Source organism: Agarivorans sp. QJM3NY_25, assembly GCF_050870875.2.
Taxonomy (GTDB): Bacteria; Pseudomonadota; Gammaproteobacteria; order Enterobacterales; family Celerinatantimonadaceae; genus Agarivorans.
The window spans coordinates 396,075-421,215 of the sequence record NZ_CP194041.2 but is presented as its reverse complement, the minus strand read 5'-3'; the positions used below and the strand labels follow the sequence as shown (position 1 = coordinate 421,215).

General features: G+C 45.9%; 28 protein-coding genes. 13 read left to right on the top strand and 15 right to left on the bottom strand.

Features of this window, described 5'->3' with window-relative positions:
• Positions 1 to 39: 39 nt before the first annotated feature.
• The 3 genes from ACRRSW_RS01865 to rlmF all read right to left on the bottom strand — a co-directional run bounded on the left by ACRRSW_RS01865 (position 40) and on the right by rlmF (position 2,493).
• The gene (locus ACRRSW_RS01865) at positions 40 to 255 is read right to left on the bottom strand and encodes a DsbA family protein (RefSeq protein ID WP_432454885.1); all 216 of its coding nucleotides are present in this window, start codon (positions 253 to 255) and stop codon (positions 40 to 42) included.
• 315 nt (positions 256 to 570) lie between these two features.
• A complete protein-coding gene (locus tag ACRRSW_RS01860; protein WP_432454886.1) occupies positions 571 to 1,461 on the bottom strand; it encodes a PA4780 family RIO1-like protein kinase in 891 nt (296 codons plus the stop codon).
• 69 nt (positions 1,462 to 1,530) lie between these two features.
• Positions 1,531 to 2,493, bottom strand: coding sequence for a 23S rRNA (adenine(1618)-N(6))-methyltransferase RlmF (rlmF, locus tag ACRRSW_RS01855; protein WP_432454887.1), 963 nt, complete (start codon positions 2,491 to 2,493; stop codon positions 1,531 to 1,533).
• Positions 2,494 to 2,764: 271 nt separating this feature from the next.
• Here rlmF and ACRRSW_RS01850 point away from each other — a divergent pair, with 271 nt between their 5' ends.
• Positions 2,765 to 3,406 (top strand): hypothetical protein, encoded by a 642-nt coding sequence (locus ACRRSW_RS01850; protein WP_432460721.1) that lies wholly within the window; start codon positions 2,765 to 2,767, stop codon positions 3,404 to 3,406.
• A 322-nt stretch (positions 3,407 to 3,728) separates the two neighbouring features.
• Here the strand turns inward: ACRRSW_RS01850 and ACRRSW_RS01845 are convergent, their stop codons facing one another.
• Genes ACRRSW_RS01845 through ACRRSW_RS01835 form a run of 3 tightly spaced genes read right to left on the bottom strand, consistent with a single transcriptional unit; the run spans position 3,729 to position 5,320 of the window.
• The gene (locus ACRRSW_RS01845) at positions 3,729 to 4,175 is read right to left on the bottom strand and encodes a DMT family transporter (protein WP_432454890.1); all 447 of its coding nucleotides are present in this window, start codon (positions 4,173 to 4,175) and stop codon (positions 3,729 to 3,731) included.
• Positions 4,176 to 4,203: 28 nt separating this feature from the next.
• Positions 4,204 to 4,734: a GNAT family N-acetyltransferase gene (locus ACRRSW_RS01840; RefSeq protein ID WP_432454892.1), complete on the bottom strand. Its 531-nt coding sequence runs from the start codon at positions 4,732 to 4,734 to the stop codon at positions 4,204 to 4,206.
• The gene (locus ACRRSW_RS01835) at positions 4,721 to 5,320 is read right to left on the bottom strand and encodes a helix-turn-helix domain-containing protein (RefSeq protein WP_432454893.1); all 600 of its coding nucleotides are present in this window, start codon (positions 5,318 to 5,320) and stop codon (positions 4,721 to 4,723) included. Before ACRRSW_RS01835 ends, ACRRSW_RS01840 begins: the two co-directional genes overlap by 14 nt.
• Positions 5,321 to 5,634: 314 nt before the next feature.
• Here ACRRSW_RS01835 and ACRRSW_RS01830 point away from each other — a divergent pair, with 314 nt between their 5' ends.
• The 5 genes from ACRRSW_RS01830 to ACRRSW_RS01810 all read left to right on the top strand — a co-directional run bounded on the left by ACRRSW_RS01830 (position 5,635) and on the right by ACRRSW_RS01810 (position 8,513).
• Complete coding sequence (locus ACRRSW_RS01830; RefSeq protein ID WP_432461089.1) at positions 5,635 to 5,745, top strand: GNAT family N-acetyltransferase; 111 nt, start codon at positions 5,635 to 5,637, stop codon at positions 5,743 to 5,745.
• A 141-nt stretch (positions 5,746 to 5,886) separates the two neighbouring features.
• A complete protein-coding gene (locus ACRRSW_RS01825; protein WP_432454894.1) occupies positions 5,887 to 6,423 on the top strand; it encodes an MOSC domain-containing protein in 537 nt (178 codons plus the stop codon).
• A 36-nt stretch (positions 6,424 to 6,459) separates the two neighbouring features.
• Positions 6,460 to 6,777 (top strand): hypothetical protein, encoded by a 318-nt coding sequence (locus tag ACRRSW_RS01820; protein ID WP_432460720.1) that lies wholly within the window; start codon positions 6,460 to 6,462, stop codon positions 6,775 to 6,777.
• 586 nt (positions 6,778 to 7,363) lie between these two features.
• Positions 7,364 to 7,702 carry an NIPSNAP family protein gene (locus tag ACRRSW_RS01815; RefSeq protein ID WP_432460719.1) on the top strand — a complete coding sequence of 113 codons (339 nt, stop codon included), beginning with the start codon at positions 7,364 to 7,366 and terminating at the stop codon, positions 7,700 to 7,702.
• A gap of 283 nt (positions 7,703 to 7,985) precedes the next feature.
• On the top strand, positions 7,986 to 8,513 hold the full coding sequence (locus ACRRSW_RS01810) for a GNAT family N-acetyltransferase (RefSeq protein WP_432460718.1): 528 nt from the start codon (positions 7,986 to 7,988) through the stop codon (positions 8,511 to 8,513).
• 41 nt (positions 8,514 to 8,554) lie between these two features.
• Here ACRRSW_RS01810 and ACRRSW_RS01805 read toward each other — a convergent pair whose 3' ends face one another.
• Positions 8,555 to 9,358 (bottom strand): acyl-CoA thioesterase, encoded by an 804-nt coding sequence (locus tag ACRRSW_RS01805; RefSeq protein WP_432460717.1) that lies wholly within the window; start codon positions 9,356 to 9,358, stop codon positions 8,555 to 8,557.
• Between the two features lie 171 nt (positions 9,359 to 9,529).
• On the opposite strand from ACRRSW_RS01805, the gene ACRRSW_RS01800 reads away from it, so the two are divergent.
• Both ACRRSW_RS01800 and ACRRSW_RS01795 read left to right on the top strand, forming a co-directional pair.
• Positions 9,530 to 9,793 (top strand): hypothetical protein, encoded by a 264-nt coding sequence (locus ACRRSW_RS01800; protein WP_432454900.1) that lies wholly within the window; start codon positions 9,530 to 9,532, stop codon positions 9,791 to 9,793.
• Between the two features lie 300 nt (positions 9,794 to 10,093).
• Positions 10,094 to 11,956 carry a choice-of-anchor I family protein gene (locus tag ACRRSW_RS01795; RefSeq protein WP_432460716.1) on the top strand — a complete coding sequence of 621 codons (1,863 nt, stop codon included), beginning with the start codon at positions 10,094 to 10,096 and terminating at the stop codon, positions 11,954 to 11,956.
• 57 nt (positions 11,957 to 12,013) lie between these two features.
• Here the strand turns inward: ACRRSW_RS01795 and ACRRSW_RS01790 are convergent, their stop codons facing one another.
• Complete coding sequence (locus ACRRSW_RS01790; protein ID WP_432460715.1) at positions 12,014 to 12,652, bottom strand: NAD(P)-dependent oxidoreductase; 639 nt, start codon at positions 12,650 to 12,652, stop codon at positions 12,014 to 12,016.
• A 125-nt stretch (positions 12,653 to 12,777) separates the two neighbouring features.
• On the opposite strand from ACRRSW_RS01790, the gene ACRRSW_RS01785 reads away from it, so the two are divergent.
• Positions 12,778 to 13,698: a LysR family transcriptional regulator gene (locus tag ACRRSW_RS01785; RefSeq protein WP_432454904.1), complete on the top strand. Its 921-nt coding sequence runs from the start codon at positions 12,778 to 12,780 to the stop codon at positions 13,696 to 13,698.
• On the opposite strand, the gene ACRRSW_RS01780 is transcribed toward ACRRSW_RS01785, so the two are convergent.
• From ACRRSW_RS01780 to ACRRSW_RS01760, 5 genes are all read right to left on the bottom strand, one after another.
• A complete protein-coding gene (locus tag ACRRSW_RS01780) occupies positions 13,695 to 14,282 on the bottom strand; it encodes a DinB family protein (protein WP_432460714.1) in 588 nt (195 codons plus the stop codon). The two genes, ACRRSW_RS01785 and ACRRSW_RS01780, sit on opposite strands and share 4 nt — an antisense overlap.
• The gene (locus tag ACRRSW_RS01775) at positions 14,239 to 14,700 is read right to left on the bottom strand and encodes a GNAT family N-acetyltransferase (RefSeq protein ID WP_432454906.1); all 462 of its coding nucleotides are present in this window, start codon (positions 14,698 to 14,700) and stop codon (positions 14,239 to 14,241) included. The genes ACRRSW_RS01780 and ACRRSW_RS01775 overlap by 44 nt, the downstream gene beginning before the upstream one ends.
• Positions 14,701 to 14,812: 112 nt before the next feature.
• On the bottom strand, positions 14,813 to 15,262 hold the full coding sequence (yiaA, locus tag ACRRSW_RS01770) for an inner membrane protein YiaA (RefSeq protein ID WP_432456113.1): 450 nt from the start codon (positions 15,260 to 15,262) through the stop codon (positions 14,813 to 14,815).
• A 133-nt stretch (positions 15,263 to 15,395) separates the two neighbouring features.
• On the bottom strand, positions 15,396 to 16,199 hold the full coding sequence (locus ACRRSW_RS01765) for a DUF2145 domain-containing protein (RefSeq protein ID WP_432460713.1): 804 nt from the start codon (positions 16,197 to 16,199) through the stop codon (positions 15,396 to 15,398).
• Positions 16,200 to 16,230: 31 nt separating this feature from the next.
• Positions 16,231 to 16,533 carry a hypothetical protein gene (locus tag ACRRSW_RS01760; protein ID WP_432460712.1) on the bottom strand — a complete coding sequence of 101 codons (303 nt, stop codon included), beginning with the start codon at positions 16,531 to 16,533 and terminating at the stop codon, positions 16,231 to 16,233.
• Positions 16,534 to 16,646: 113 nt separating this feature from the next.
• Between ACRRSW_RS01760 and ACRRSW_RS01755 the strand changes: the two genes are divergently transcribed.
• The 3 genes from ACRRSW_RS01755 to ACRRSW_RS01745 all read left to right on the top strand — a co-directional run bounded on the left by ACRRSW_RS01755 (position 16,647) and on the right by ACRRSW_RS01745 (position 20,767).
• Positions 16,647 to 17,384, top strand: a complete 738-nt coding sequence (locus tag ACRRSW_RS01755; RefSeq protein WP_432460711.1) for a helix-turn-helix domain-containing protein — start codon at positions 16,647 to 16,649, stop codon at positions 17,382 to 17,384.
• 469 nt (positions 17,385 to 17,853) lie between these two features.
• A complete protein-coding gene (locus ACRRSW_RS01750; protein WP_432460710.1) occupies positions 17,854 to 19,221 on the top strand; it encodes a hypothetical protein in 1,368 nt (455 codons plus the stop codon).
• 178 nt (positions 19,222 to 19,399) lie between these two features.
• Complete coding sequence (locus ACRRSW_RS01745) at positions 19,400 to 20,767, top strand: alpha/beta hydrolase (RefSeq protein ID WP_432460709.1); 1,368 nt, start codon at positions 19,400 to 19,402, stop codon at positions 20,765 to 20,767.
• Positions 20,768 to 20,880: 113 nt separating this feature from the next.
• On the opposite strand, the gene ACRRSW_RS01740 is transcribed toward ACRRSW_RS01745, so the two are convergent.
• Complete coding sequence (locus tag ACRRSW_RS01740) at positions 20,881 to 21,798, bottom strand: AEC family transporter (RefSeq protein ID WP_432460708.1); 918 nt, start codon at positions 21,796 to 21,798, stop codon at positions 20,881 to 20,883.
• Positions 21,799 to 22,013: 215 nt separating this feature from the next.
• Between ACRRSW_RS01740 and ACRRSW_RS01735 the strand changes: the two genes are divergently transcribed.
• Positions 22,014 to 23,564 (top strand): AbgT family transporter, encoded by a 1,551-nt coding sequence (locus ACRRSW_RS01735; protein WP_432460707.1) that lies wholly within the window; start codon positions 22,014 to 22,016, stop codon positions 23,562 to 23,564.
• An 86-nt stretch (positions 23,565 to 23,650) separates the two neighbouring features.
• Here the strand turns inward: ACRRSW_RS01735 and ACRRSW_RS01730 are convergent, their stop codons facing one another.
• Positions 23,651 to 24,874 (bottom strand): glycoside hydrolase family 53 protein, encoded by a 1,224-nt coding sequence (locus ACRRSW_RS01730; RefSeq protein ID WP_432460706.1) that lies wholly within the window; start codon positions 24,872 to 24,874, stop codon positions 23,651 to 23,653.
• Between the last annotated feature and the right edge of the window lie 267 nt (positions 24,875 to 25,141).

Genomic DNA, 25,141 nt, shown 5'->3' with positions numbered 1-25,141 from the left:
TTGCCCTGAGTGTCATGTCATAGTTATTCTAAAGCTTTTTTATTTCACATTTTCCACAATGTAGTGGTTCAACTCTTCATAAGAACTGAACTTGCCTAAATCGATGAGTTCGTTTCCAATGAAGATTGAAGGTGTAGCTCGAAGACCTAGTTCTCTAAATTGCTCCATGTTTGTTTCAACTTCCAAGAACTCCACTTGAACACCATGTTTGCTTGCAAATTCAGTCAGATTGCTCTGCTTGGCATCCGCCAACATTGACGAGCATCGCTAGAACCAAGATTAATTTTTTCATTTGAACCTCATTAACAAAAGAAACCGAAGTCTCTGGTAAGCCCCTAGTTTCGAGACACTTAACAGTTTCTCATTATATTATTTTTCGAACTGCTGAGTGACGAAGCGTTATTGCCTAAATAAGAATGCACCTCTCTGGGTGAATGCTTTGTTGTATGATTTCCAGTTAGCTATGTTGCTTTTTGCTTTACCCATAATGTGACCGGATGATTTCTGAACTTCATCCAGCTAACACGAAAGTATCTAAGCAATTTAAAAAGATGATGAATTACCACTTCTTTAATCGTCGTCGGCCCAGTTATATTTACTCTCGTCTACACCATTCTTGGCTTCGTTAATCCGTTCGCGGCGACGCAGCTCTTCTTCTCGAGCCGAGTCAATTTCTTGCATAATTGCGGCAAGGTCGGCCACCGTATCCTCTTGGGTAAACTGGCCAGTCAACTCGGTTTCAGCAGCTAATTCACCTTTTTCAAAAAGTGCCCAGATTTCTTTCGCGTACTCGGTCTTTAATAGCTCTGGCGCATATTGACCATAATAATCACGCATATTGTTGATATCCCGCGCCAGCATCCACTCTGCATTATTATTGGCGGCGGCATCCACCGCTTGAGGGAGATCGATAATCACCGGACCATACTGATCCACCAGCACATTAAACTCCGACAAATCACCATGGATCAAACCCACACATAACATGCGCACCACATAGCGCATCATCATTTCGTGATCTTCTACGGCTTGCTCCGCCGACATCATCACATCATTCAAACGCGGCGCAACATAGCCCTCGTCATCGGTCACCAACTCCATCAGCAATACCCCGTCAAAGCAGCCATAGGGTTCAGGCACCCGAACGTCCGCCGCAGCAAGCTTGTAAAGCGCATCCACTTCGGCGCTTTGCCAGACTTTTTCTTGCTGCTCACGACCAAATCCTGAGCCTTTTTCCATCGCCCGGGCACGTCGACTATTGCGCACCTTACGTCCTTCACGATAAGCGACCGCTTGCTTAAAGCTGCGTTGGCTGGCTTCTTTATAAACTTTGGCACAGCGGATCTCATTCCCACAGCGTACTACGTACACAGAGGCCTCTTTGCCGCTCATTAACTGACTTTGCACTTCGTCGACCAGACCATCATCAACTAAAGGCTGTATTCGTTTGGGTATTTTCATAGCGCCCTTATACCTTAGTTCGTCGAAGGATGGAATATCCATACCGTTTTACGCTAGTAAATAATCGACTCAGCGCGGGTTGCTCAACCAGTGGCGGTGTTGTGCGGGTGAAATAAAGCTCCAAGCCACAAAACGACTAATTTTATTACCTTGACCCATCTTGATGGTCTTCACTTGCGCCGGCTTTAATCGTTCTAACGTTTGATAAATGCCTTTTAGGTTGGACTCTTTAGAGACTAGGCTGGTAAACCACAAGCATTGCTCTGCAAAAAGTTGGCTCTCTACCAGCATGTTTTGAATAAATTTCAGCTCCCCGCCATCACACCAAAGCTCGTTACTTTGACCACCAAAATTCAAACTTTGTTGATATTTACCACGCGCCTTCAGGTTGCTTTGCTTACGCTGGCTACCACTGCGAGCCTCTGCCGCCGAACGATGAAAAGGCGGGTTACATAAGGTCAAAGCAAAACGCTCATCGGCTTGAATCATCCCCTTAAAAATAGCAGCAGGTTGGCGCTGCAAACGTAATTCTATTTGCGACACTAAATGCGGGTTTGCATCCACAATCAACCGCGCCGATTGCAATGAGGCGGCTTCGATATCACTCCCCACAAACGACCAGCCATATTCCGCACTACCTACCAAGGGGTAAACACAATTCGCCCCCACGCCAACATCTAAACAGCGCACACCGGCACCTCGCGGAATATCTCCCCCCTGACTCTGCCCGAGCAGATCAGCAAGATAATGGATATAATCAACGCGTCCGGGAATTGGCGGACAAAGGTTGTGCTTGGGAATTTGCCAGCCCTCAATATGGTAGAAATGCTTTAACAAGGCCTTGTTTAAACAGCGTACCGCTTGAGGATTAAAGAAATCGATGGACAGATCTTGGTAGGCATTTCGCGCAACAAAGGCCTTGAGCTCTGGGCAAGTTTTAATTAATGCGACAAAATCATAACGCTGGCGGTGTTGATTGCGCGGATGAAGCTGGCTTTTCACCCTTGGATGAGCTTTCTTGTTATCTCGCATCAAGCAAATCGGCCTTATCTATGTATCAAGCTCAGCATTATAAAGACAAGCAAGCTCGAAGGCTTGCCTTTCAGGCTAATAAACGCCGCAATATGTGCTCGCTGACAAGCCAGCACATGTCGAAGCCATTCATATTTGTAAAGATTTGAGAGTGACTCGCAACGCGTGGCGATTTCACTCCAATTTGAATTTTCTACAGTACAATGGTTTAGTTTGATGTTATAGCGTGGTCACACCTTAATTGGGCGTTATGCCTCAGGAGCAAGGAGAAATGATGAAACTTCTGGATTTTGATAGTCAGCTTAAGGTCCGTTTAGCTGAAATACAGAATCCGCGTCCGTTTGTATGCACTGGCAATCCACTGGAGTGTAAGGTGTTTATAGTAGGGTTTAATGCAGCCACAGAGATGAAGGCCCAGTTCTGGAATTTTTGGAGTAAGGATTATGGGTTTGATAAAAAGGCCAGGTTCGATACTTACGTTAAGGAACGTGCAGAAAAACCTTTGAAGGAAGGTAAGACTAGGCGTCTGAAGGTTAGTCGGACTAGGAGCTGTATTGAGCTTATAACGGGTGCGCTACTTCCTGAACAGACTTTAGAAACAAACTTATATATCACAGCGACGACTCGAGCTAATGAGTTGAAAAAAGAGTCAATGGATCCATCTACGTTTAGTTTTCTACTTTCAACAATTAAGCCTAAGTATCTGCTAGTTCACGGAAAGGAAGTGAAGACTTATTTTGAAAATCTAACGCAAAGTACTCTAGAGCAAAATCGTCCGAATAAAGTGATCATACACGGCGTACAATCAATAGTTTACCCAGTAAGTCATTTATCGAGGGGATGGTCAAATGAACGCTGTAAAGCTTTGGGTGCAGAACTAAAAGATTTAATCGACACGTCAGAAGAGGCATAATCGGGCAGCGAGAGTTCACGAGCCTCTAGCCCCACGATACCCTGCATACGGTTCCGCACTAGGCGTCTCACTTCGAGTAGCAAAACTTAATCCATCCATCTCGAAGCACATTGAGATGCTAGGTAAGCATTCGATAATGCGCCTGTCATTCGCGAGCCCTTAGCGTTTAATAACAAAACGCTAAACTTCCTATAGGTAACTTTCAGCTCGTTGACGCCCATGCTGGGCGTACACAGCGCATCAAAATAGCCGCCTAACCGTTAGTAACGTTTTACGGTGGCTGGCTTTATTCATTGCGCATATATCTAAATTTATATGCGGATTATTTTTTGGATTGAACAATCAAAACTACGCCAGCTATAAGTAACAGCGCACCAACAATAGTGCTTATATTGTGCTTTGATGGCAAAGAAGTATAGAAGCTATCGGCGATGATGCCGAATATTAATTGACTGCCAACTAATACTGCTATTGTTGTTGCCACACCGACATGTTTGTAGCCAAAGATGCTTGAAAATACGAAAAATGAGCCTAAAACCCCAGGAAGTAAAGACATTGGGCTGATATGCCGTACTGCTTCATAAATACCTGCCATTCCATTTTTTATACACAGAATAATCAGCAATATAAATAGACCACTGATTGAATTCAGTAATAACGTAATGGTTACTGTAGATACCTTATCAGTAATTCTAACCATAATGATATTTTGAATCACCAAAGAGATACCTGCTGCGATCAAGATAAATAAAGTGGTATAAGATTGCATGGAGCATCTCCTATGTAATAGTTACTCTCTATTTTTCAGTTGGTGATGTTGGGGTATCTAATACGAGTTGATAAAAAACTAAATTCAGCCAACGGCCAAACTTGAATCCGACTTCAGGTAGAGTTCCTACATGCTGAAACCCATGTTTTTTATGTAAAGCGATACTGCCGAGGTTATCAGCATCTATACCGCCAATGATGGCGTGATAATTATTTTCTTTTGCTGATTTGATGAGCAATTCAAGTAGAATTCGGCCTAGGCCATTACCGCGGAAATCCTTATGAACATAAATAGAATGTTCAATCGAGTATTTATAAGCAGGCCGCATTCTAAAAGAACCGTAGCTAGCAAATGCCATCAATTCACCATTTAGAGATTCCAATCCAAAGACTGGATATGCACCGTTTATTTTGGTTTCAAACCATCCAATCATACTTTCCATTGAGAGTTTTTCGTACTCGTACAAAGCTGTAGATGTTTCAATAGCATCATTAAATATATCTAGGATGCTTCGTGCATGCTTTTCATATGTACAGGTTATAACCTTATATTCCATCATTTGTTCTCCTTGAAAGCGGGAGGCTGGTAAGTGTAATTAAATACCTGGCTTCTGTGTTATTAGGGTTGAAGTATGTGGTGTGTTCCTTTTGTTGAAATGCTAAACAATCGCCTTCTTTGAGATGCCATGTTGAATCATCATCATATATTTCAATCTCGCCCGAGATCACCCATACCTGCTGATGTATTTCGATATGTCTGAGCATGTTTTCGAAAGTAACGCTTTGCTTTGGAGGAAAAATAATTTCGGTTAATTCAACTGGTGAAGAGGAATTTTTCGGCGTAAGTTGACGGCGAATGTAACCAGACTCTGGATCTCGCCAGGTTTTTTGCGTCTCCAAATTAGACACCGATAGAGAGTCATTGCTGGCCTTTTCTGAGTCATCAGAAAACAGTTCTGGAAGAGAGATCCCCAAGGCATCAGCCAATTTGTTTAGTACCGTTGCGGTTGGACTTGATTGACCACGTTCAATCAACGAAATCATTGATCGACTAATGCCACTTCGCTCCGCTAAGGAGTCTAGCGTTAAGTTTTGTCTCTTACGTAACCTTTTGAGTTTGGTTGAGATTAGAGAGTCTACGCTCACGAATTCCACCTTATTAAAAATAAAATCTATTAAACTAGAAAAAATAAAGCTTATCAATAAAAAATCTCAAAAACTAATAATATATTGAAATTCACAGAACTATTTTGGTGGTATATTGGAATTTATATGAAGAAAGAAAGTGCGCCTACAGCTCAAGAATTTCTGAAAATACGGGAATAAATTGGGTGGGCGACTCCTTCAGAAAAAGTCATTTTCAATAGTATTAATAACTCATTATTTTGGGCAATCATTTATAGTTCAGGTGAACTCATAACTACAGGTCGTGTTGTTGATGATGGAGAAATGTACTTTATATTCAGGATGTTACCGTACAACCAGAATACCGGAGACAAGGCCTTGGATCTGAAATAATGAGCCTCATAGAAAAATACTTGAATTTAGCATGTGAGTCGGGGCAACAATAGGTTTGCTGTCAGCAAAAGGTAAAGAAGAGTCCTATGCAAAATATGGTTATTCAGTAAAGAATGGTAACCGACTTGGTTTGGGAATGTGCAAATTTGTGTAATCAAAATTCTAACAATACGAGCCAGCAAAAGGATGATGTTATGAAAGTAGTATCACTATCAAAAGATGAAGGACATAATTTCTCCAAGAAAACATATGAATCATTATGCTTTCTTAAAGGGATGGGAATAGAAGGGGATGCTCATTGCGGCAAGACTGTTAAACATAGGTCGCGTGTCAAAGCTGACCCATCACAACCAAACCTTCGTCAAGTTCACTTGCTCCATTCTGAACTTTTTGTAGAACTAAGAGATAAAGGTTTTGAAATTGAAGCTGGTACCATTGGTGAAAATGTTCTAACCGAAGGCCTAGAACTCCTTTCTCTCCCAACGAACACAGTACTCAAGCTAGGTGAAAATGTTGTTCTTCGAGTCACTGGTTTAAGAAACCCTTGTGCACAACTCGATAACTATCAAAAAGGATTAACTAAAGCAGTTTTGGATAAAGATGCTGAGGGAAACTTGATAAGGAAAGCCGGCATTATGGCTACGGTGATAAAAGGTGGGATAGTCAAACTTGAAGACCAAATTACTGTTGAACTCCCAGAACCACCGCACTTGCCTCTGAAAAGAGTTTAGTGCTAACAAGTATAGGCGCTCTAAAGGGAATGTTTAATGAGCAATTTTGAACAAATTATTACTAAAGCTAAAGCGACTGACAATTATTCCCTTGAAGCATGGGAATCACGAGGGTTAAACATTTCAGTTCCTGAAGTCGTTAAGCTATTAAATGAAACTACTATCTGTTTCCTTGATAAGTTGAAATCAGTTGGCATTTTAGTTGAAGATGCAGAGCAAAGGTTTTCGGATGTAAACGATCTGGTAGATGATTTACCTTGGGATGACTTAGATACTGAAGAGAAAGAGTTCTTAGCTGATGTACTTGTTCCCTGTATCGAGAGTCTTGGCCTAGATGCATGGTCAATGTTTTAAAAAGGACTCATCGGGTAGCCGGTAACCTCAAGCCCCCGTATGCGGCCCCGCACAGGGCGTTTCCTGAAAGTGTTTAAGATACAACGGTCGATTAGCCCCTTTGTACCCCAGTGATGGCTTCTGTTTTGGCGCCACCGTTCCTAAGTCCGGTCGGATATAAAACGAGTGAGTTAAACGTTCGCTGGTTAAGCAGACCTCCCCACTCTTTGTTTATAAGAAGTAGAACATGCACTTTCTCTTTTCTCGCACACTGCTGCATCATTTACGGTGACCGTTAGATAGCTTGGCTTCGTTGTCTTGTGCCAACTCGCCTCCTGCCTATGCCGCATAAGATGTTTTTCATTAGCTCGCCCTCTCTTTAGATAAAAAACCTTTGGCTTTCTTCAGGCATTCCCTCACGGTAATGCCCTTGCCATTCGCGAGTTCTTAGCGTTTAATAATCAAAGTGTTATTAACACGCTAACCTTCCTGCAGAGGACTTTCACCTCATTAGTTTATGCCCATGCGGGGCGTACACAAATCAAGCAAGTGGGACGCCGAAAAGCGGCGCCCTTCTTGAAGCATTATGTTTTCGAAGGAGTTCAACATGTATCAACTAAGAATTTACAAAGTTAATCCTGAAAAGCGTGAGGCGTTTCACGATAGATTTAAGAATCATGCTATGCGTATTATGAAAAAATATAAATTTAATATTGTTGGCATGTGGGAAGTAGGTGCTGAATCCGAGATGGAGTTCGTCTATATTCTTGATTGGTCGAATACTGAAACTATGGAACGTCAATGGAAAGCATTTCTAGCAGATCAAGAGTGGATAGATATTAAGAAAAAGATGGATCTTGATATAGGAGAACCAGTTCTTCAGGCAACAGGTCGAGTTCTGAAAGCTATTGATTATTCACCTCTATCTACAATACAAGTCCCGTAATTTTTTGGCTCGATGATAGTTTTTAAGCATACATAATCGGGTAGCCGGAGGTATCTAGGAAAAATTAGCTGACACAGGATTCTGAACGCCCTCTCTTTAGATAAAAAAACCTTTGGCTTTCTTCTGGCATTCCCTCACGGTAATGCCCTTGCCATTCGCGAGTCCTTCGCGTTTAATCATTACACGGTGAGCCTCCTGCAAAGGTTTTTCACTGCATTCATGCCGCTGCGGGACATACACTAGCGCATCAAAAAGGCCGTCTCTGATATTTAAGGAGTGACTCTTGTTCAGTTTAAAAGTAGATAATGATATTAAGTTGTCATTGGTTCAAAAGTCTTTTGCTCCAATATACGCTCAATTGGCCCAAGAAAATTTACCCTATCTTGAGCAGTGGTTAGTGTGGCCTCCACACTGTAAAACGGAGCAGGACTTTGCTTCGTTTATCCAAAAATCTCTTCATGATTACGCCGATGGGAAATCAATGGTCTGTGGCGTATTTTACAATGAAATACTCGTTGGTAATGTCTCCTTCAACACGATTAATCACGAATTAAAAAAAGTCGACATTGGTTATTGGCTTATAGAATCCGCTCAAGGCAATGGAATTATGACTCGTGTTTGTAAAAAACTGATAGACATTGCATTTGATGAATTACAAATGCATAAAGTTGAAATATCCGCCGCTACAGAGAATTTGGCGAGTAGAGCCGTCTGTGAACGTTTAGGTCTGAAACTAGAAGGGGTTATTTCTAATGCAGAAAATCTAAATGGGCGAATCGTTGATCATGCCATTTACGCCCTTCATGCATAAATATAGTTGGGTAGCCGGAGGTAGCCTGCAGCCCCTGTCGACTAATCAAATACCGTCACCATTTGGCGGCTAATGGCGAGCAGTTCGCCATCTCGATCCCAAATATTGGCTTCACAATGCGCATACCCATCGGCAGCTTGGCGAGTCTGGGCCTGATAAGCTAACCAATCACTTGCGGCAACCGTGCGCTGTGGATGAACAAACTCCAGATTCCAAGTCATGGAACTGGCGGGAGCGCGTTGTTTCATCATCTGAATCACGGCTGGTGGCCAGGCATCCACTAAACAAATCAGATGGGCGTCACTGAAGGCTCGAGGCGGCTGTTTAAAGCGCATCCAACCATGTAAATGGGAATCCTGACTGGCGCTATAAGGTAAGCCACCCGCGGCAAGCGCCAAATCAATATGCTGCATATAACGAGGGATCAGCCCCTCTACATCTGGTAAAATCGCTAAACGCTCAGGCAACGACAACTGGTGACCCATTTGAGAGTTTACCACCAGTCGAGAGTTGCGAGGCAGAGCGAAACTAGCTTGTTGAGTCACCGCCACCTGCCCTGCTTGAACGATTCTGGCATTGATGTGGCTAGCGTTGTTTCCTGTACGAAGTAATTCAAGTTCTATCGAAAAAGGCATATCAGCCAATAAGGGGCCAACAAAACTGGTGCTGAGAGAGCGTAATAGTCGTTGCGAATCACTCACGAGAGTTTGCATCGCATCAGACAATAGTGCGGCGGAAAGCCCACCAAATACGGTTCGCCCTTGAGTCCAGCAACTCGATATCGTAAGTGTCTTGCCCTGCGGGACTCGCTCGGCAATTTCGGCCAAGAGTCTATCAATATGCATACCACACGCCTTGTTAATATTTTGTTAAAAACAATTGTATCTGGTCGGAGGTGTGGAGGCAATCCTCGAGTGAGTGTTCGATCTAAGAGCTCACACCCGCACTCAAAGAAGGCATTGGTTTTTCAAGATCCGGCTATGGTATAACTGACGTTTATTTTTAAGGAGCCTCAAATGCTCAAACGCCTTGGCTGGAAACTCAAACAAGCCTTCACCAGTGTCATGGTGGAGCAACAACGTGTCTGGATCATTTCGCGACATGATAGCCTCAGCCAGCAAGATATTTATCCACTGGGCGAAGCCGAACTGAAGCAACGTAGCTGGCAACAGCGCGGTTTTGATGCTGTGCATCAATCTCAAATCGAACAACTAAGGCCGGGCGCGATACTGCAAGTGTTTTGTCAACAGCATTCAATCAGCATTACCCGCGTCAAGTAATTCAAGCAAGGAAGGATGCATCACAACACCATCTCAGTAAGTTAACGCGGGTATAGCAGCGACCTTCAAGGCCAGTTAACGCCCATGCCATCGCCTTACTATCCGCAAACTCTGGGACGCTCGGTGGCTAAGTTCATCGCCAACGAGTCTGCCTTGGCTGGCCAGCCCGCCCGACGCCTGTCAAATTGATGATCCCAGAGTTCCGCTTAAAGCGGTATCCGTATCATCACTGAGCCAGAGACACAAAACTGCCACATTGCTGTCCTATGCTAAGGGTTTTCATAAATACTCGAGATCAACATGGAAGCAAACCACACGATACGGATTTACAGCAGCTTAGCCTTGCTGGTCGGTGCAAGTTTTTCTATTCAAACCGCTCAGGCAAGTGCCATTCAAAGCATCCAAGACCTAGACATAAACTGCCTCACAGAAGCAGCTTTGATCCAAAAACAAGGTCTAAACAGCTTAAAAATGAAGCGCGTCGGCAGTCACTTTTCCGGCAGTGAGTTTGCCAGCTCGTCGGCAGAAATCGTCTCCTATGACAGCTGTCGCGATAAGCTCTATGTAGTGAATGCCAAAGATCAGAGTATTGATGTATTGCGCTTATCTGCGGAACAAAGTGCGCCCAGTAAAGACGGTAAAATTAACTTACAAGCCGCCGCCCAAAAAGCCGGGATCGCCATCGGCGATGCCAATAGCGTGGTGGCAAAAAACGGCATTGTGGCGGTCGCCATTCAAAACCAAAACAAGCAGCAAAACGGCATTATCGCGCTCTATCGCTCCGATGATTTAAGCCTGATAAATACTTACCCCGCTGGCGCTCTGCCAGACATGGTCACCATGACAGTCGATAGCCGTTATCTGCTTAGCGCCAACGAAGGCGAGCCCAATGGAGATTATTCTCAAGATCCTGAAGGTTCGGTAACCATCGTTGATCTAGCGAACGGGTTTGGCGACCAACAAGCGCAAATCCATCAAGTACGCTTTAGCGCATTTAACCAAGGTCAGGCACGGCATGGCGAACTCAAAGATGTCCGCTTGCCGAGTCCCTTTGGTGCCAGTGTCGCGCAAGATCTTGAGCCGGAATACATTGCTTTAACAGAACATGGGAAAGCGCTTGTGGCCTTGCAGGAGAACAATGCCATTGCCATCATCGATATCGCCAGTGCGCAGATCGAGTCGATTAAGGGGCTAGGGGTAAAAAGCTGGGCCAGTGTTGCAGCGGGGGGCGATGGCGCAAAACTCGATCTCAGCAACAAAGACCAACAATTTAGCCAAGCCAGCTACCCGCAGTTGGTGGGCTATTATATGCCAGACTCCATTGCCAGCTTTAACATCGATGGTCAGGATTACCTGATTACCGCCAACGAAGGCGATGGCCGAGAGTATATTTACCCCACCACCCAGCAACAATGTGAACAAGCGGGACACCAATGGGATGGCGATGACTATAAAGAGGGTGGCAAACATCAGAATGCCGAGCAATACCAGCATCATATCGATGATTGTATTTCCTATAGCGACGAAACTCGTGGCTACAAACTGAACGTCGATCCCAAGCACCCGCTAATGGATCAGGCAAGATATGGCAAAAAAGGCACCATCGCCAACAAAAAATCCATTGGTCGAATCAAGGTGGTCGCCGACAATAAAAACATCGGACCGAACGACTTGATCTATACCTTTGGTGCCCGCTCTTTTTCGATTTTTGACTTAGCCGCAAACCGGATCTTCGATAGTGGCAACCAATTATCAGACTTAGCCAACAGTCCACAGCACTGGAACGCCAGCAACGACAATCAAAGCAACGATGACCGCTCGGATGACAAGGGCGTCGAGCCCGAAGCCATCACCGTTGCCAAGATCAACGGCGCAACCATTGCCTTTATCGGTCTAGAGCGTCAAGGGGGCGTCGCCGCTTACGACATTTCCAAACCTGCGGCACCAGTGCTGTTGGATTTTGTGAATAATCGCGACTTTAACCAGCCAGTTTGTAGCCAAGTTGATCAGGATGGTGATTGTGCCAACGCCACTTATAATCCGAAGGCGGGAGATTTAGGGCCGGAGTCTATCACTTACTTCTCACGGATCGGCCAGCACTATATCGCGGTAGGGAACGAAGTTTCCGGCACCACCACGGTTTACCAACTGGCCATTGACTAATTCTTGAAGCCAATCCTGAGCGCCCAGCATTGGCTGGCGCTCAGACTTAGTTCTAGTCTAGTAAGCCACACCAATCCGTTGTTTGGGATGACGGCCACTTTCTAACTCGTCGATCACTGCAACCGCATAATCACTCACCGAAATCCGGCTATTGCCCTGTTCATCACTAAGCAGCTGCTCGCCACCGATACGATAGTCCGCTTGTTTATCGCCAGGAAAAATTTCAGCCGCAGGGCTGATGTAGGTCCAGTTAACGGAGCTGGTGGTTTGTTTAAATACTTGCAGCGCTTCGGCCTGCGCAGTGGATTCTGCTTTATATTCGGCGGGAAACTCAGGGACCGAAGCGAGAGTGACGCCGGGAGCCACTTCTAAACTGCCAGCACCGCCAACCCACAACAAGCGCTCAACGCTGCTGTTTGGTAACTGTGCCAACAATTGCTCTGCGGTAGCGGCAACAATTTCATGGTTGCCAGCGGCTCGGCCACTAATTGAGGCCAGCAATACATCCACCCCTTCAAGCTGCTCGCTCAATTGATCTGCTGACTGCTGAATGTCAAACTGACGCACTTCATAAGCCGGGTCAGTAATTTTACCTGGCTCACGCACTAAGGCGAGCACTTGATGACCACGCTGCTTGGCTTCTGCTGCAATATGACTCCCGATCCAACCACTTGCACCTAATACTGCTACTTTCATATCAATCAGTCCTATTCTGTTTTGTTCTAAATGATTAACAACTGCTGCAGTTTAATATCTAGGTTTTTCGTGATAAATAGCCAATAATGATGCATATTGTATCCAAATAGAGCACTAATAAGCTAATGGACAAACTCGATGCCATGCGCAGCTTCATTGAAGTGGCCAATACCCAAAGCTTCACTAAGGCCGCAGAGCAGCTTAACTTAAGCCGCTTACAAGTCTCACGACACGTGCAGGAGATAGAGGCCTGGTTAAAACAACGGCTATTACACCGCACCACCCGCAAGGTCAGCCTGAGCTCGGCTGGTGAAACAGCGCTGCGCCACTGTGAGCAGATCATCGCTCAAACGGTGGCGATGCAACTACAAGCTCAGCAACAAATTGGCCGCTTGATGGGCAGCATTCGGCTCACCGCCCCAGTCGCCTTCTCACAAAATATATTGCTGGATGTAGTCACCCAGTTCTGCCAGCGCCACCCTGAAGTCAATATCGACATCGTCGCTTCGGATCGCTTCACCCAACTGGTGGATGAGCGGGTAGACATAGCTTTTCGTTATACCCAAGCCCCCGATGAACAGTTGATCGCGCGCCGCCTGATGCGAGTGGACTCGGTCATTTGTGCCGCCCCCGCCTATCTGAAACAGTTTGGTCGCCCCAGCGACTTAAATGCCTTGAAACAGCATAATTGTTTGCTCCACCTCGGACATAAGCAATGGGAGTTTATTCGCCACCAGCAAAGCTATAAAGTGGAGGTTTCCGGTACCCTGCAAGCCAACGAAATGGGCCTGCTCCTGAATGCAGCGCTAAAAGGTCGAGGGATAATTTTACTGCCCTGCGATCAGGCGAATCCCTTGATCAGGGCTGGAAAGTTGCAGCCGATACTCAATGAGTACCACCTGCCACAGCACGCCTTATGGGCGGTGTATTTGTCGCGCAGCTATCAATCTCCACTGGTTCGACAATTTATCGATTTTGTTGCCGAACAATGGCAGCAAGATATATTAAGACTCGATGAAAGCGAGCTGCAGCGCTCCCAACATTAGTCTTCATCGACAATCAAGCTCAGCAGATCGGTCACTCCCACATCAATACCAAATTGCGACAAGAGGGTGCTAATTTGACCACGATGATGGGTTTGATGATTAAAAAAATGCAGGAGCAAACTGGCAAAATTCTTTTTGTAAGGCAGTCCTTTGCTATTGTGATAAAGCAGATGATGCTGCAAATCCGACTGGCGAATTTGCCCGATAAAATCAATAATCAGCTCATCCATCAACTCTCGGGCCTGCTGCAATTCCCCCAAATTCGAATACAGAATTTGCTGCAAACCGGTCGGCACAGGCAGACTCAACACTGGCTGCAAGGCACGAAAAGCACTAGGATGTCGGGCAAAGCGCTGCAACCACAGGATGTCCCCGACCAAAATATGATTGAGCGTGGCAAAGATCGAACCAAAGTAGGCACCCCGCTCTTGCTTTACGTCGTGTTGGCTCAATTGAGCAGCGCAAGCATAACACTGCCGATTCAGCTGCCGATTGTAGTTCGCCATTAAAACAAAGGCCTGCTGCATCACAATTCGCCCTTCACTGAACTGGCTCCAGAGGTAAGTGGTAGTGAATAAACTCACGATCGACCTGATAAGCTAAAGATTGATACAGCGCCTGTGCTCGATGGTTATCGGTGGCAGTGGCTAATTCAAGTGCCACCGCCTGGGTGGCTAAAGCATGCTGTTTTGCCGCATTCATCAATTGTGGCGCAATCCCCTGACCACGCGCCGCCGGCGTGACGAACAAATCATTGAGGATCCAGATCCGCGCCGCGTTAGTCGACGAAAAGCTAGGATAGAGCTGAGTAAACCCCAAGGCTCGCCCCTCAGCGGATAAAGCTACAAAAATCACAGATTGCTGCAGCCGCATCCGTTCGGCGATAAAATCGCGAGCCAAGTTTAAATCACTGTTTTGTTTATAGAAAACTCGATACTGGTCAAACAATTCGGCAACCGCTTCAAGCTGCGCCAAATCTGCCATGATCACTTGCACTGCCATGTTCATTCCTTCATTTAAAGCAAAGGGGCAAGCCGAAACTTCCCCTTCGGATCTGAGCTTAGCTGCTAAGCTAACCAGACATCACCCGCTTTGGCTAGTTTAATTCTCCACACTACGCAACTTCATCAGGCTGCGACTCTGAGCTGCTGCCCTCATCCTCTTGATTAAAATAAGCTAAGTCGCGGGTGTTTTTTTGCACCGATACCGCAGCAAATAAACTCAAACAAAAGGCCATGCCATAAAAACCTTTCTCACTCAGCGCTAAAGACGCATTAAACAAGCCTATGGCCAATAGAGCGATAGCCGCAGCCAAGGAAAACCAGCTGAGCGAGAAATAAATTGCAGTGACCTTGATACCCTCTAACTTATCACGCACCGACTTTTGCAAAGATACCGAAGAAAATAATCCGAATAACAAGAGGGTAAAGTAATAACCCTTTTCGTTGAGCTGCATCTCGGCATTCCATAGGCCAAGTAGGTAAGCCGCAGCACCAAGTAATAAGGCGGCCCAAGAGGCTGCAATAAAAGCAGCGCTGGGTTTTGGCAAGTGATGATGTTTCATGTCGCTTTTCTTCCTGAAATTAAATGGGCCCGGAACATGGTTGCTCTCTGGCTGATGAATTTGCGGTTCACTGTTGATGAATTGAGTCATAACGTCCCCTAAATTATACGAATTGTAGATTTAATCAATATATCTAAAGTAAAGGCTGATAAGCATCGTGCGGGTAGAGCACCACCGCATCCTGAATTAAATCTTTCTGCTGTAAGTAGCGAGCGATCGAAGTAAAGGTTGCGGTCTTTAACTTACCAGTATGATCTTTAGTCGTGACCTCATCGAGAAACAAACCGCCCATCAACAACTTAAAGCGATTGATTTTAAGCACCTGCGGTTTAAATTCGGCTTGAGCGTGTGCTTTCAGTTGCTGGCGGTTGGTGGTATCAAAAATTGCCGCGTTGAGCATATCCAAAGTATATTCAGTACAATTTTGAAACTGAGCATTATAAGGGTTAGCCAGTACCGAGTAGTTGGGATTATGCAAAGTTTGATAGCGATTATTGGCAATTAAGGCCAGCAAGCCCGCTTGTACTTCAGGCTTTGGGATCACAATGCCAGCTTTTAAACTATCCACTCCCCAGAAAAAATCCACCGGATAGTCGGTCACTAAACTGCTATGACCCAAGTCTCCCTGATTCTGGTAGAGATTATAGATAGCATAACCCTTGGTGGTTTCTCCCGAAGTGAGCTTCAACTGTGAATAAACGGCCAAAGCGGTATGAGTAAACTGGATCCCCTTGGGCAAATCTTTTTGCGGCCGCCCAACCCGACCAATGATGAACACATTGGCATGATGGGCGGCAGCGTATTTCTCGACCTGCTTGGAGAATTGAGCAATAGCTGCCGGTTCAAACTTCGCTTCATCGGCCGGCGCACTGCCGGCCAAACAATAACCGGTAAAGAACAACATTGAGACGATGACGAACTGTTTTAATACTTTCATTTTGAGCATCCTTGTTATTGAGAGCGGCAGACTAGTTACAACCCACGACGATGGCGTCACCAATCTCCAAAGGCACCGAGCTATCCGCCGACTCGGCTAAAGCCATACCGGATGCCAGTACCGCGCTACCAGCCACCACTGTTGAAGCCCCCACCACTACAATCGGGGTTGCCACTACGCTGGCAACCACTTGCCCGCTGCCCTGTAAACCATTTGAAGCGGCAAGGGCGGAGTGTTTCGCCGATTGAGTGAAGTGCTGTCCTGAGTCGGCAGCGGCAAGATTGAAACTACTTAAAGCGATACCGGTGATGAGCAGTGATTTCCATAATTTCATGATGTTTCCCTCTTGGTTAAGTTCGAATTAACAATAGGGATTAGTCTATTTACTGTAAACCTCGGCGTAATATGTTTAGTATGAGTGACCATTTAGTATAGTATTTATATACCATGAGCCAATTACAGCAGATCCGCGATACCCTCAAGCAAGTATTTAAGCAGCAAGGGTTCACCTATAAAGATGTCGCCCAGCGTTTGCATATGAGCGAAGCCAATATTAAACGCATGTTTTCTACCAATAGTTTTTCTCTGGAGCGCCTGGAAGCAATGTGTCATATCGTTGATCTCAACCTGATCGATTTGTTTCTATTGGCCGATCAAGAAAAAGATAAGCTAAGTCAGCTCACCAGAGAGCAAGAACAAGAGTTGATGGATGACCACAAATTATTGCTGGTGGCGGTGTGTGTCCGCGATGGTTGGAGCTTTGACGAAATCATCAGCCGCTATCAGATCGACCAACACCAATGTATTCGCCTGATGGCCCGACTCGACAAGTTAAAGATGATCCAACTGCTGCCGAACAATGCCTATAAACTGCTAATCGCTCAGGACTTTAAATGGATCAGTAACGGTCCGTTGGAGCGTTTCATGGAACAGCAAGTGCTGAACGAATTTATGAATTCTCGGTTTGAAGATGATGATAGCTTTCGTTTCTACCTGCGCGGTCACTATTCACCAAGCTCAATAGAAATCATTCGCCGTAAACTCAATCAACTCACCAAGGAAGCGGCGGCGCTCAATCAACAGGATGCCAGCCTGCCTTTAGATAAACGACGCCATACCGGACTGCTACTGGCGATGCGCCCTTGGGAAATCTCGATATTTGATCAACTGGAGAGGAAGTCATAAATAATCGCTCCACAACAACGATGCTTGTGTCGAGTGCCCTCATGGCTGCGATTTGGTCCCGAACCAAAGATCCGGTCGAATCGGCCTCACCGACGCTCGCGCGATGCCTGCCAAAATGCCCTTTCTCAGCAACAGTTTTAGCTGGCATATTAACCAAAGGGGGAATCAGGCAACACAAGCAAGCGCCGCTTCACAAAGCATATAACAATGGCTAGCCAAGCCTTCATTTTATTTGATAGGTTTATTTATATATGCTGGCTAGGCTCATCAATTGAGCGGTCAAGCCCATGAGTGCTATCCGCAAGCAATTCCATGGATGGAAGGAAGGCATGCTCGCTTAAGAGCTGTCGAGCTTCACCACAAACTTGGCCGCCAAGTTTGTCAATCGAAGCTGACAAAGCGATGTGAAACACATCTAGCCAACGGTTTTGAGCTGAGCTCAATAAGTCATACACAAGGACGGAAAATAATGAGTATTCTGAAGCTAATCAAACTATGTTTGCTTGCGGCACTAATGTCTGGTTGTGCAATCTCTAATGAAGGTGCCACCGACTACCGGTATTATAACCCCACCGACAATACTGCCGGAAAATACATCAAACCCAAAGATGTCAAGAACTCGCAGCTCGCCATCGGGGATGGCTTAGTTGTTTCAATCAAACAAATGTATATTCAAGAGTTTACCGAATGGCGTTCGCCACTCAGTGTGCTCCGTGGAGAACCTACGAATGGCGAGATAGCGATCGTAGTGAATGCCTTTGAACAAGGCACTGAAAGCTTAAACTTTGGCTCCAAGGGATTGGAGAATGCGCGAGTCGTTTTCTTTTCCGATGATGTAAGAGAGGGGCAAACGCTTAACTTTTCAAACCTAAGCACCATCTACGGGCCACTGAAATATAACGGTAATAATTTTGTCATTGATCTTTACATCGTCGAATTTGATAAGCCTGGCGAACAATTAAAGCAACTCATTAAAAACTTAAGTGAGTTAGGTTCGACTTTCTATCCACCAGCATCCCCCTTATCTGGAGCACTATCTCAGTTAGCTGGAAGTTTGGTGACCGACCAACAAGAAGATCGCGTTTTTCATTACACTTACGAGCTGAAACCAGTCGGCGGAGATCCAAACTTAGAAACCGGTATCTTGTTAACCGGAAATTATGCCTTCATAAGAGAAGATGATCGGCACAATATTACAAATTGGGCAGAGCTAAGCATCAACCCCAAAAATGGCCGAATCGTCTATAAAACCATAGAGAAAAAAGACGCCGACAATAAAATCATCAGCATCGATTGTAATGACCCAAGCAAAGAATCGCCTGCTGAATGTTTTTATACTGACAACACCTATATTGTTATAGAAGTTAATAAAGCAAGCTCCTCTCTCAAGAATGATACTCAGCAAATGGTTTATAAGGATTTAGTCAGCAATCTGGCGAGCACTTCGGCCGAACTTTACCGTACTGATTTACCAGAGACATTGCTGAGCAATTTAGTTCAGGGCGTATCTGAGCTTCGAACATCAGAGCAAATTATCAGTGAATTAGAAATATTAAGCTCTGCTGACAATACCCTTGATAGTAATAATGCAGCACTGGCCAGCTTTCTTAATCTCTGGTTCTCGCTTGATCTGGCTAACCACAATGAATCAAGATATCAGCTGAATTCATTAGAACAGCAGCGGCTTGAACGAAAAATCGTCGCGCTGGTTGCGCAATGTACGCCGGATCAAAGTGAAATTGTTTCCACAATGGCGCTGATTAGAGACCGGGTCGCCGGACTGCCAGCGGCAAGCAGCCAACAAGTCATCGACTCCCTGTCCTGCCACCACCAATAAGTTGCGACGACAAAAGCTAAGGGGGATGGGCGCTTCATAACTCTTAGCGATTCAATGACTTTAGTTGCAAACTCAGCGATTACAAAAAAATCAACTGCGACTAGGCTACTGAATTTTTTATCATTACAATAGAGCGCTATTAACTATCTATCAGCGCTCCCATTCGCGAAGGATCAGCATGAAGCATGTTCAAATTTGGCTCGGCAAACTTTTTTTAAGTAGCACACTGTTGCTCTCAGGCCTTAGTCTGGCTCAAAGTGAGCCAGAAAACTGCGTTAATATTAATCAACGGCAAGCGCTGATTGAGCAATACATTGAGCAGGCACCCTATCGTCAGGCACGAGAAGGTGGCAGCGCTCACTTTAGCTACCAGCTGCAACAAAGCTATCCACAATACCTGGATTATGCGCGTCAGGTTATCGCCGAGAGAAATCCACGCGCCAACATGCAATGCCCCCTTAGCACCACGACCTATCGTTGGTTGGCCAAACAACAACAGTGGCAAGGTAAAGCCAACGTACAGCAGTTATTGGCACCATTTCAGCTGACTCACCCCAATAAGCAAAAGCTGGTGTTATTGATCCACGGCTTAACCGACTCGCCCTTTCATTTTCATGACTTAGCCTGGCAGTTTTACCAGCAGGGTTTTGATGTAAGAACGCTGCTATTGCCCGGTCACGCGACCGCTCCGTCCGATTTGCTAAAGGTCACTTATCAACAGTGGCAACAAGCGGCAGACTACGCCATCGAGCGCAGTCTCAAAGACTACTCCCAGGTCTACCTCGGCGGTTTCTCTACCGGTGGAGCCTTAATTCTTAGCCACCTATTGGCCAACCCACAACACGCGGCACAGGTTCAGGGGGTCATGTTATGGTCTCCTGCATCCAAAGCACACAGCGGCCTTGCCTGGCTGGCAAAATATGTGAGTTGGTTTAGTCGCTGGCTGGATAAAGAAGGCGATGTAGACTTCGCCAAATACGAATCCTTTGCCTATAACGCCGGGGCGCAGGTGAACGACTTGATGAACCATCTAAACAAGCAGTTTCGTAACAGTAAACACTTACCCAATGTGCCGCTTTTAGTGGTTGCCAGCGAGCAGGATCAAACCATCGATACCCGCGCGACCCTGGCCATTCTAGAGCAATGGCATCAGCCCGCCAAACGCAGTGCCACCGCTCAGGACATGCTGATTTATTATGGCGATCCGGCAAGCATTCCAGCCACTCTGGCCAAGGACTTAAGCATCAGCACGCCGCGTTGTGCCACCGCCTCTTGCGAAGCAATTCAAGGGATTGCCCATACCGCAACCATTAATGCGCCGAGCAATGCCCATTATGGGGAAAACGGCGACTATCGAAACTGTAGCCACTACCTCAAAAACCTAAAGCGCTACGCGCAGTGCAAGCAAGACAATGACGTGGTGAAGGGCGAAATAAGCGAACAGAACTTAAGCCATAACCCCAAATTGCAACGGCTGAGTTACAACCCTTATTTCCAGCAAATGCTCGGCAGCATTCAACAATTTATTGCTGCGACTGAGCAATAACACAGCGCCAGATCTGAAGCCCGGCAGCGGCACCTTGGCTGTGCAAAACAGCAACATGAGAAACCGCATGCCATGGTCTCGGGTGAGTGGAACCCGCCCACCCGAGAGAACGCTTAAATCAACTGTAAAGAGGCCAGAGTCACCAAACCTACGCTCACACTGAGTGCACTAAACATCGTGGTAAAGGCCACAATTTCGCCGGCCATTTGGCCATGTTCAGTCATCTTGCTGGCCATAACATAACTAGCCGCCGCAGTAGGGGTGCCCATCATTAAGAACAGCAGGCCAATATCACTGCCACTAAACTGCATATACAGTGCAAGGGTCACCGCCAACAATGGAATAATAATCAGCTTACAGGCACTGGCCCAGAGCACTGGCGACAAATTACTTTTAAAACTCTGCCATTGCAGACTGGCACCGATGCAGATCAAAGCCAAAGGTAAGGTCATGTTGGCAAGATACTGACACGTTTTTGCTACAACATCTGGCAGTTGCAGCCCCAACGCCGAGCATAGCAGACCCGCCAAAATAGCAATGATCAGTGGATTCTTAAGCAAGCTACTGATGATACGGCTACGCTTGGCACCCAATAGTGCAACCGACACCACATTAAAGGTCATCGTCATGAAAGCCAGGAATAACGCTGCTTTGGGTAATACATCCATGCCATAGGCATTGAGCACCATGGCAATGCCAATAATCCCCATATTGCCGCGAAAAGCCCCCTGAATAAACACACCTTGGCGTCCACCGCGCAGCCAGGGTCGACTGACAACAAACAGCAGCAGCACACTAGTCAGGGTAAATAGCACCCCCAATATCACCAGAGAGAAATCTAAAGAGTGGCTCAGGGGATTAGAGGCGGTGCTCAAAAATAGCAAACTCGGCAAGCTGATGTTAAACACCAGACTATTGCCTTGTTTGATGAAATTCTCATTCAACACTTCACGACGGCGCAAAAACCACCCCAAACACAGCATTAAAATAATCGGACCGGTGGTCGAAAGAGCAAACATCCAATGTTGCATTGGTATTACCGCCTTAGCATATTATAAAAACAACCAAACAAAACATATTAAACCACCAACCAAACCACGCGTGGTTTTATTAACTCAAATCAAAGAAGAATACAGTGAATTAAACTAATTTACCGGCGATAGTTTTCTTTATGCCCAGTCAATAGGGTTCAATCACAACAAAATCAACTGAACCAAAGAGTTTAGAATATAACCTAGAGGTAAATATGAGTTCAACAACTGCCACACCCACTGCCAAGGGTGGCGTCGCCCGCATGCTTGACACTGTAGAACGCGTTGGCAATAAACTACCGGATCCCGCGGTATTATTTTTAGGCGCCCTATTTTTGGTGTGGGTGGTGTCTGCACTGCTCGCCAATGTCCAATTTGCTGAAATTGATCCACGCACTGGCGAAGCCATTTTTGTCAATAACTTATTAACCGGAGAGGCGCTTGCCGGCTTCTTGTCTGGCATGGTAACCACCTTTACCAGTTTTGCTCCACTGGGGGTGGTACTCGTTGCCATGTTAGGCGTGGGGGTTGCCGAGCATTCTGGCTATATTAGTGCCGGTTTAAAAATGATGCTCAAGGTCACGCCGAAACAACTGCTGACGCCTTCCATCGTATTAGTCGCAATCATCAGCCATACCGCAACCGATGCCGGTTATGTACTGGTGATCCCGCTGGCCGGGGTGATCTTCTATGCCGCTGGACGGCATCCGCTGGCCGGCATCGCCGCCGCATTTGCAGGCGTGAGTGGTGGCTTCTCCGCAAACTTTATTCCATCGGCGATCGACCCGTTACTGCAAAGCTTTACTCAAAGTGCGGCGCAGGTTTTGGATCCAGCGATTCAAATCAACCCGCTCAACAACTGGTTTTTCTCCTCGGCCTCCAGTCTGCTGATCATTTTAATTGGCTGGTATTTGACCGATAAAGTTATCGAGCCACGCCTCAAAGATACCCCCGTGGATGGCAACCCGGAAGATATTCCTCGTTTCGATGAAATCACCCAAAAAGAACGCTTTGCCTTTAAAGTTTCTTCGGCGGTGATGTTCGCAGGCCTAGCAGGCTTATGGGCAGTCTCGGCTCCTGAAAGCTCCCCTCTACGCTCAGCCAGCGGCTCGCTGGCCGAATTCTCGGCGCCATTAATGCAGTCAATCGTACCGCTGATTTTCTTACTGTTCATTATTCCGGGCACCGTATTCGGTTTTATCGTGGGGAGCTTTAAAGACTCACGAGACGTGATCCAGGCCATGAGTAAATCGATGAATGGCATGTCTTACTACATTGTGATGGCCTTCTTCTGCGCGCTCTTTATCGCCGCCTTCAGTCAATCTAACATTGGTGCTCTGATGGCTCTGAAGGGTGCCGATACGCTCAAACAGCTGGCCTTGCCTAGCGCTGTGACCGTGGTGGGAATGATCCTCTTAGTCGCTTTTGTGAACTTGTTTGTGGGTTCTTCTTCGGCGAAATGGGCGCTGATTGGGCCAATTCTGGTTCCGATGTTAATGCAACTGAATATCTCGCCCGACTTAGCCCAGGCGGCTTACCGGGTCGGAGACTCGTCATCCAATATCATTACTCCCTTAATGCCTTACTTCCCACTAGTGGTCGTGTACTGCCAGCGTTATGTGAAAGGCACCGGCATCGGCACGCTGATGTCACTGATGCTGCCTTACAGTCTGGTGATGCTGGTGGTATGGACAGCATTTTTACTCATCTACTGGGGACTGGGTTTACCACTGGGCTTACAAGCAAGCTACAGCTACGGCCTGTAGCTCTCAAACTTTAGATATAACAAAGGCGACCCTATGCATTGGGCCGCCTTTTATATTCAGAGGCATGTAACTCGCGTAACTAGATTTTATTGACCACTAAATACGTCTATGGAAGGCAATACGTTACCTTCAAAGTCGAACATATTTTGGTTGTCCCAGTTATTTCCTTCATACCAAACATCATTATTATATTCCATGCCGGCAGCAGTAGCCCAAGTTACGCCCTTCACTGGCAACACCGCAGGTTCCCAATAGAACATACCCAAACCTTGTTGCTTGTCCAAAGTGTCAAGCATATTCATTAGATCGGCTAAAAACTTAGCTTGGCCTTCAATGGAAGCCTCATAACCGTCTACCAAATTACTTGCAGTAAAGGTATTCTCTAAGTCATCACCATTATCTAAAGTAAATGCGTAAGCCGTTTCAACCACCATCACTGGCTTACCCGTTTCCGAAATCCCCGCTTCTAAAACTGACTTTAAGTTACTGAGCGAACCATGCCAATAGGGATAATAAGACACCCCCATAATGTCAAAGTCGATGCCATAAGCGACAGCCTCTTTAAACCACCAATCGATCTGATTTTGAGGATTGGCAATATGCAAGATGATCTTCACAGTTTCGTCTTGCTGATAAGCGGCCCGCACAGCGTTAGCGCCGGCATCAAATAATGATAAGGTTTGATCCCAGCCAGCTTTCCAAATATAACCATAAGGCCATAACATACCGCTATTGGTTTCGTTACCGACCTGCACCATATCCGGCATCACGCCAGCAGCACGGTGAGCAGCCATCACTTCCGTCGTATAAGAACCCACTTTGGCAACCAGTTGAGAATAATCGAGATCTTTCCAAGCTTTTGGCATCGTCTGATGACCAGGATCCGCCCAAAAGTCGCTGTAGTGAATATCCAACAGATATTGCATCCCTAAAGCATGGGCTCTTTTTCCCATGTCGATAGCCTGGGCCAAAGTGCTGGTACCGCCACCGTATGCTTCTCCATCTTGATTGAAAGGATCGACCCAAACACGCATTCGAATCGCGTTTAATCCATGTTGTTGCATAATCGCTAAAGGATCGGTTTGCACACAATTGTCAAAGTATTTGCCTCCATGCGCTTCCACCGAAGGAACATAAGAAACATCAGCCCCTTTGATAAATCCGGAGTGCAGACTAGGCACCGGAATAGAGAGTTCCCCAAAGTCCACCTCACACCTTGCGGCCTCCTCAGTCGAACTCGACCCACAAGCAACCAAAAATAAGCTGGCTAGCACTACGACAAGCCAATAAAACTGTTTTCCTATTTGCATACTTCATCCCAAGCATCAGCATACAGTCTCGGTTGAATCCAACATCTAAGATTCAGATAACTATAGCTGTCCATTTAAATTTAAATACACGTACACCATCTAAATAAAATCGCATCTAATGAATAAAATTAGACACTATTAGTCATGTACACCCAATTAAAGAATCGATTAAATATTACCTCAATAAAAACAAAACATAACACCATTAAAAATATAAAAACTCAAAACATAAGCTCTAGCAAAGTTATATAAAATAGATGGTAAAAA

Bases quoted from the DNA above. Each gene is read 5' to 3' on its own strand.
- ACRRSW_RS01865 (WP_432454885.1), bottom strand. From the start codon at position 255: ATGTTGGCGGATGCCAAGCAGAGCAATCTGACTGAATTTGCAAGCAAA.
- ACRRSW_RS01860 (WP_432454886.1), bottom strand. From the start codon at position 1,461: ATGAAAATACCCAAACGAATACAGCCTTTAGTTGATGATGGTCTGGTC.
- rlmF (WP_432454887.1), bottom strand. From the start codon at position 2,493: ATGCGAGATAACAAGAAAGCTCATCCAAGGGTGAAAAGCCAGCTTCAT.
- ACRRSW_RS01850 (WP_432460721.1), top strand. From the start codon at position 2,765: ATGATGAAACTTCTGGATTTTGATAGTCAGCTTAAGGTCCGTTTAGCT.
- ACRRSW_RS01845 (WP_432454890.1), bottom strand. From the start codon at position 4,175: ATGCAATCTTATACCACTTTATTTATCTTGATCGCAGCAGGTATCTCT.
- ACRRSW_RS01840 (WP_432454892.1), bottom strand. From the start codon at position 4,734: ATGATGGAATATAAGGTTATAACCTGTACATATGAAAAGCATGCACGA.
- ACRRSW_RS01825 (WP_432454894.1), top strand. From the start codon at position 5,887: ATGAAAGTAGTATCACTATCAAAAGATGAAGGACATAATTTCTCCAAG.
- ACRRSW_RS01820 (WP_432460720.1), top strand. From the start codon at position 6,460: ATGAGCAATTTTGAACAAATTATTACTAAAGCTAAAGCGACTGACAAT.
- ACRRSW_RS01815 (WP_432460719.1), top strand. From the start codon at position 7,364: ATGTATCAACTAAGAATTTACAAAGTTAATCCTGAAAAGCGTGAGGCG.
- ACRRSW_RS01805 (WP_432460717.1), bottom strand. From the start codon at position 9,358: ATGCATATTGATAGACTCTTGGCCGAAATTGCCGAGCGAGTCCCGCAG.
- ACRRSW_RS01800 (WP_432454900.1), top strand. From the start codon at position 9,530: ATGCTCAAACGCCTTGGCTGGAAACTCAAACAAGCCTTCACCAGTGTC.
- ACRRSW_RS01795 (WP_432460716.1), top strand. From the start codon at position 10,094: ATGGAAGCAAACCACACGATACGGATTTACAGCAGCTTAGCCTTGCTG.
- ACRRSW_RS01790 (WP_432460715.1), bottom strand. From the start codon at position 12,652: ATGAAAGTAGCAGTATTAGGTGCAAGTGGTTGGATCGGGAGTCATATT.
- ACRRSW_RS01785 (WP_432454904.1), top strand. From the start codon at position 12,778: ATGGACAAACTCGATGCCATGCGCAGCTTCATTGAAGTGGCCAATACC.
- ACRRSW_RS01775 (WP_432454906.1), bottom strand. From the start codon at position 14,700: ATGGCAGTGCAAGTGATCATGGCAGATTTGGCGCAGCTTGAAGCGGTT.
- yiaA (WP_432456113.1), bottom strand. From the start codon at position 15,262: ATGAAACATCATCACTTGCCAAAACCCAGCGCTGCTTTTATTGCAGCC.
- ACRRSW_RS01765 (WP_432460713.1), bottom strand. From the start codon at position 16,199: ATGAAAGTATTAAAACAGTTCGTCATCGTCTCAATGTTGTTCTTTACC.
- ACRRSW_RS01760 (WP_432460712.1), bottom strand. From the start codon at position 16,533: ATGAAATTATGGAAATCACTGCTCATCACCGGTATCGCTTTAAGTAGT.
- ACRRSW_RS01755 (WP_432460711.1), top strand. From the start codon at position 16,647: ATGAGCCAATTACAGCAGATCCGCGATACCCTCAAGCAAGTATTTAAG.
- ACRRSW_RS01750 (WP_432460710.1), top strand. From the start codon at position 17,854: ATGAGTATTCTGAAGCTAATCAAACTATGTTTGCTTGCGGCACTAATG.
- ACRRSW_RS01745 (WP_432460709.1), top strand. From the start codon at position 19,400: ATGAAGCATGTTCAAATTTGGCTCGGCAAACTTTTTTTAAGTAGCACA.
- ACRRSW_RS01740 (WP_432460708.1), bottom strand. From the start codon at position 21,798: ATGCAACATTGGATGTTTGCTCTTTCGACCACCGGTCCGATTATTTTA.
- ACRRSW_RS01735 (WP_432460707.1), top strand. From the start codon at position 22,014: ATGAGTTCAACAACTGCCACACCCACTGCCAAGGGTGGCGTCGCCCGC.
- ACRRSW_RS01730 (WP_432460706.1), bottom strand. From the start codon at position 24,874: ATGCAAATAGGAAAACAGTTTTATTGGCTTGTCGTAGTGCTAGCCAGC.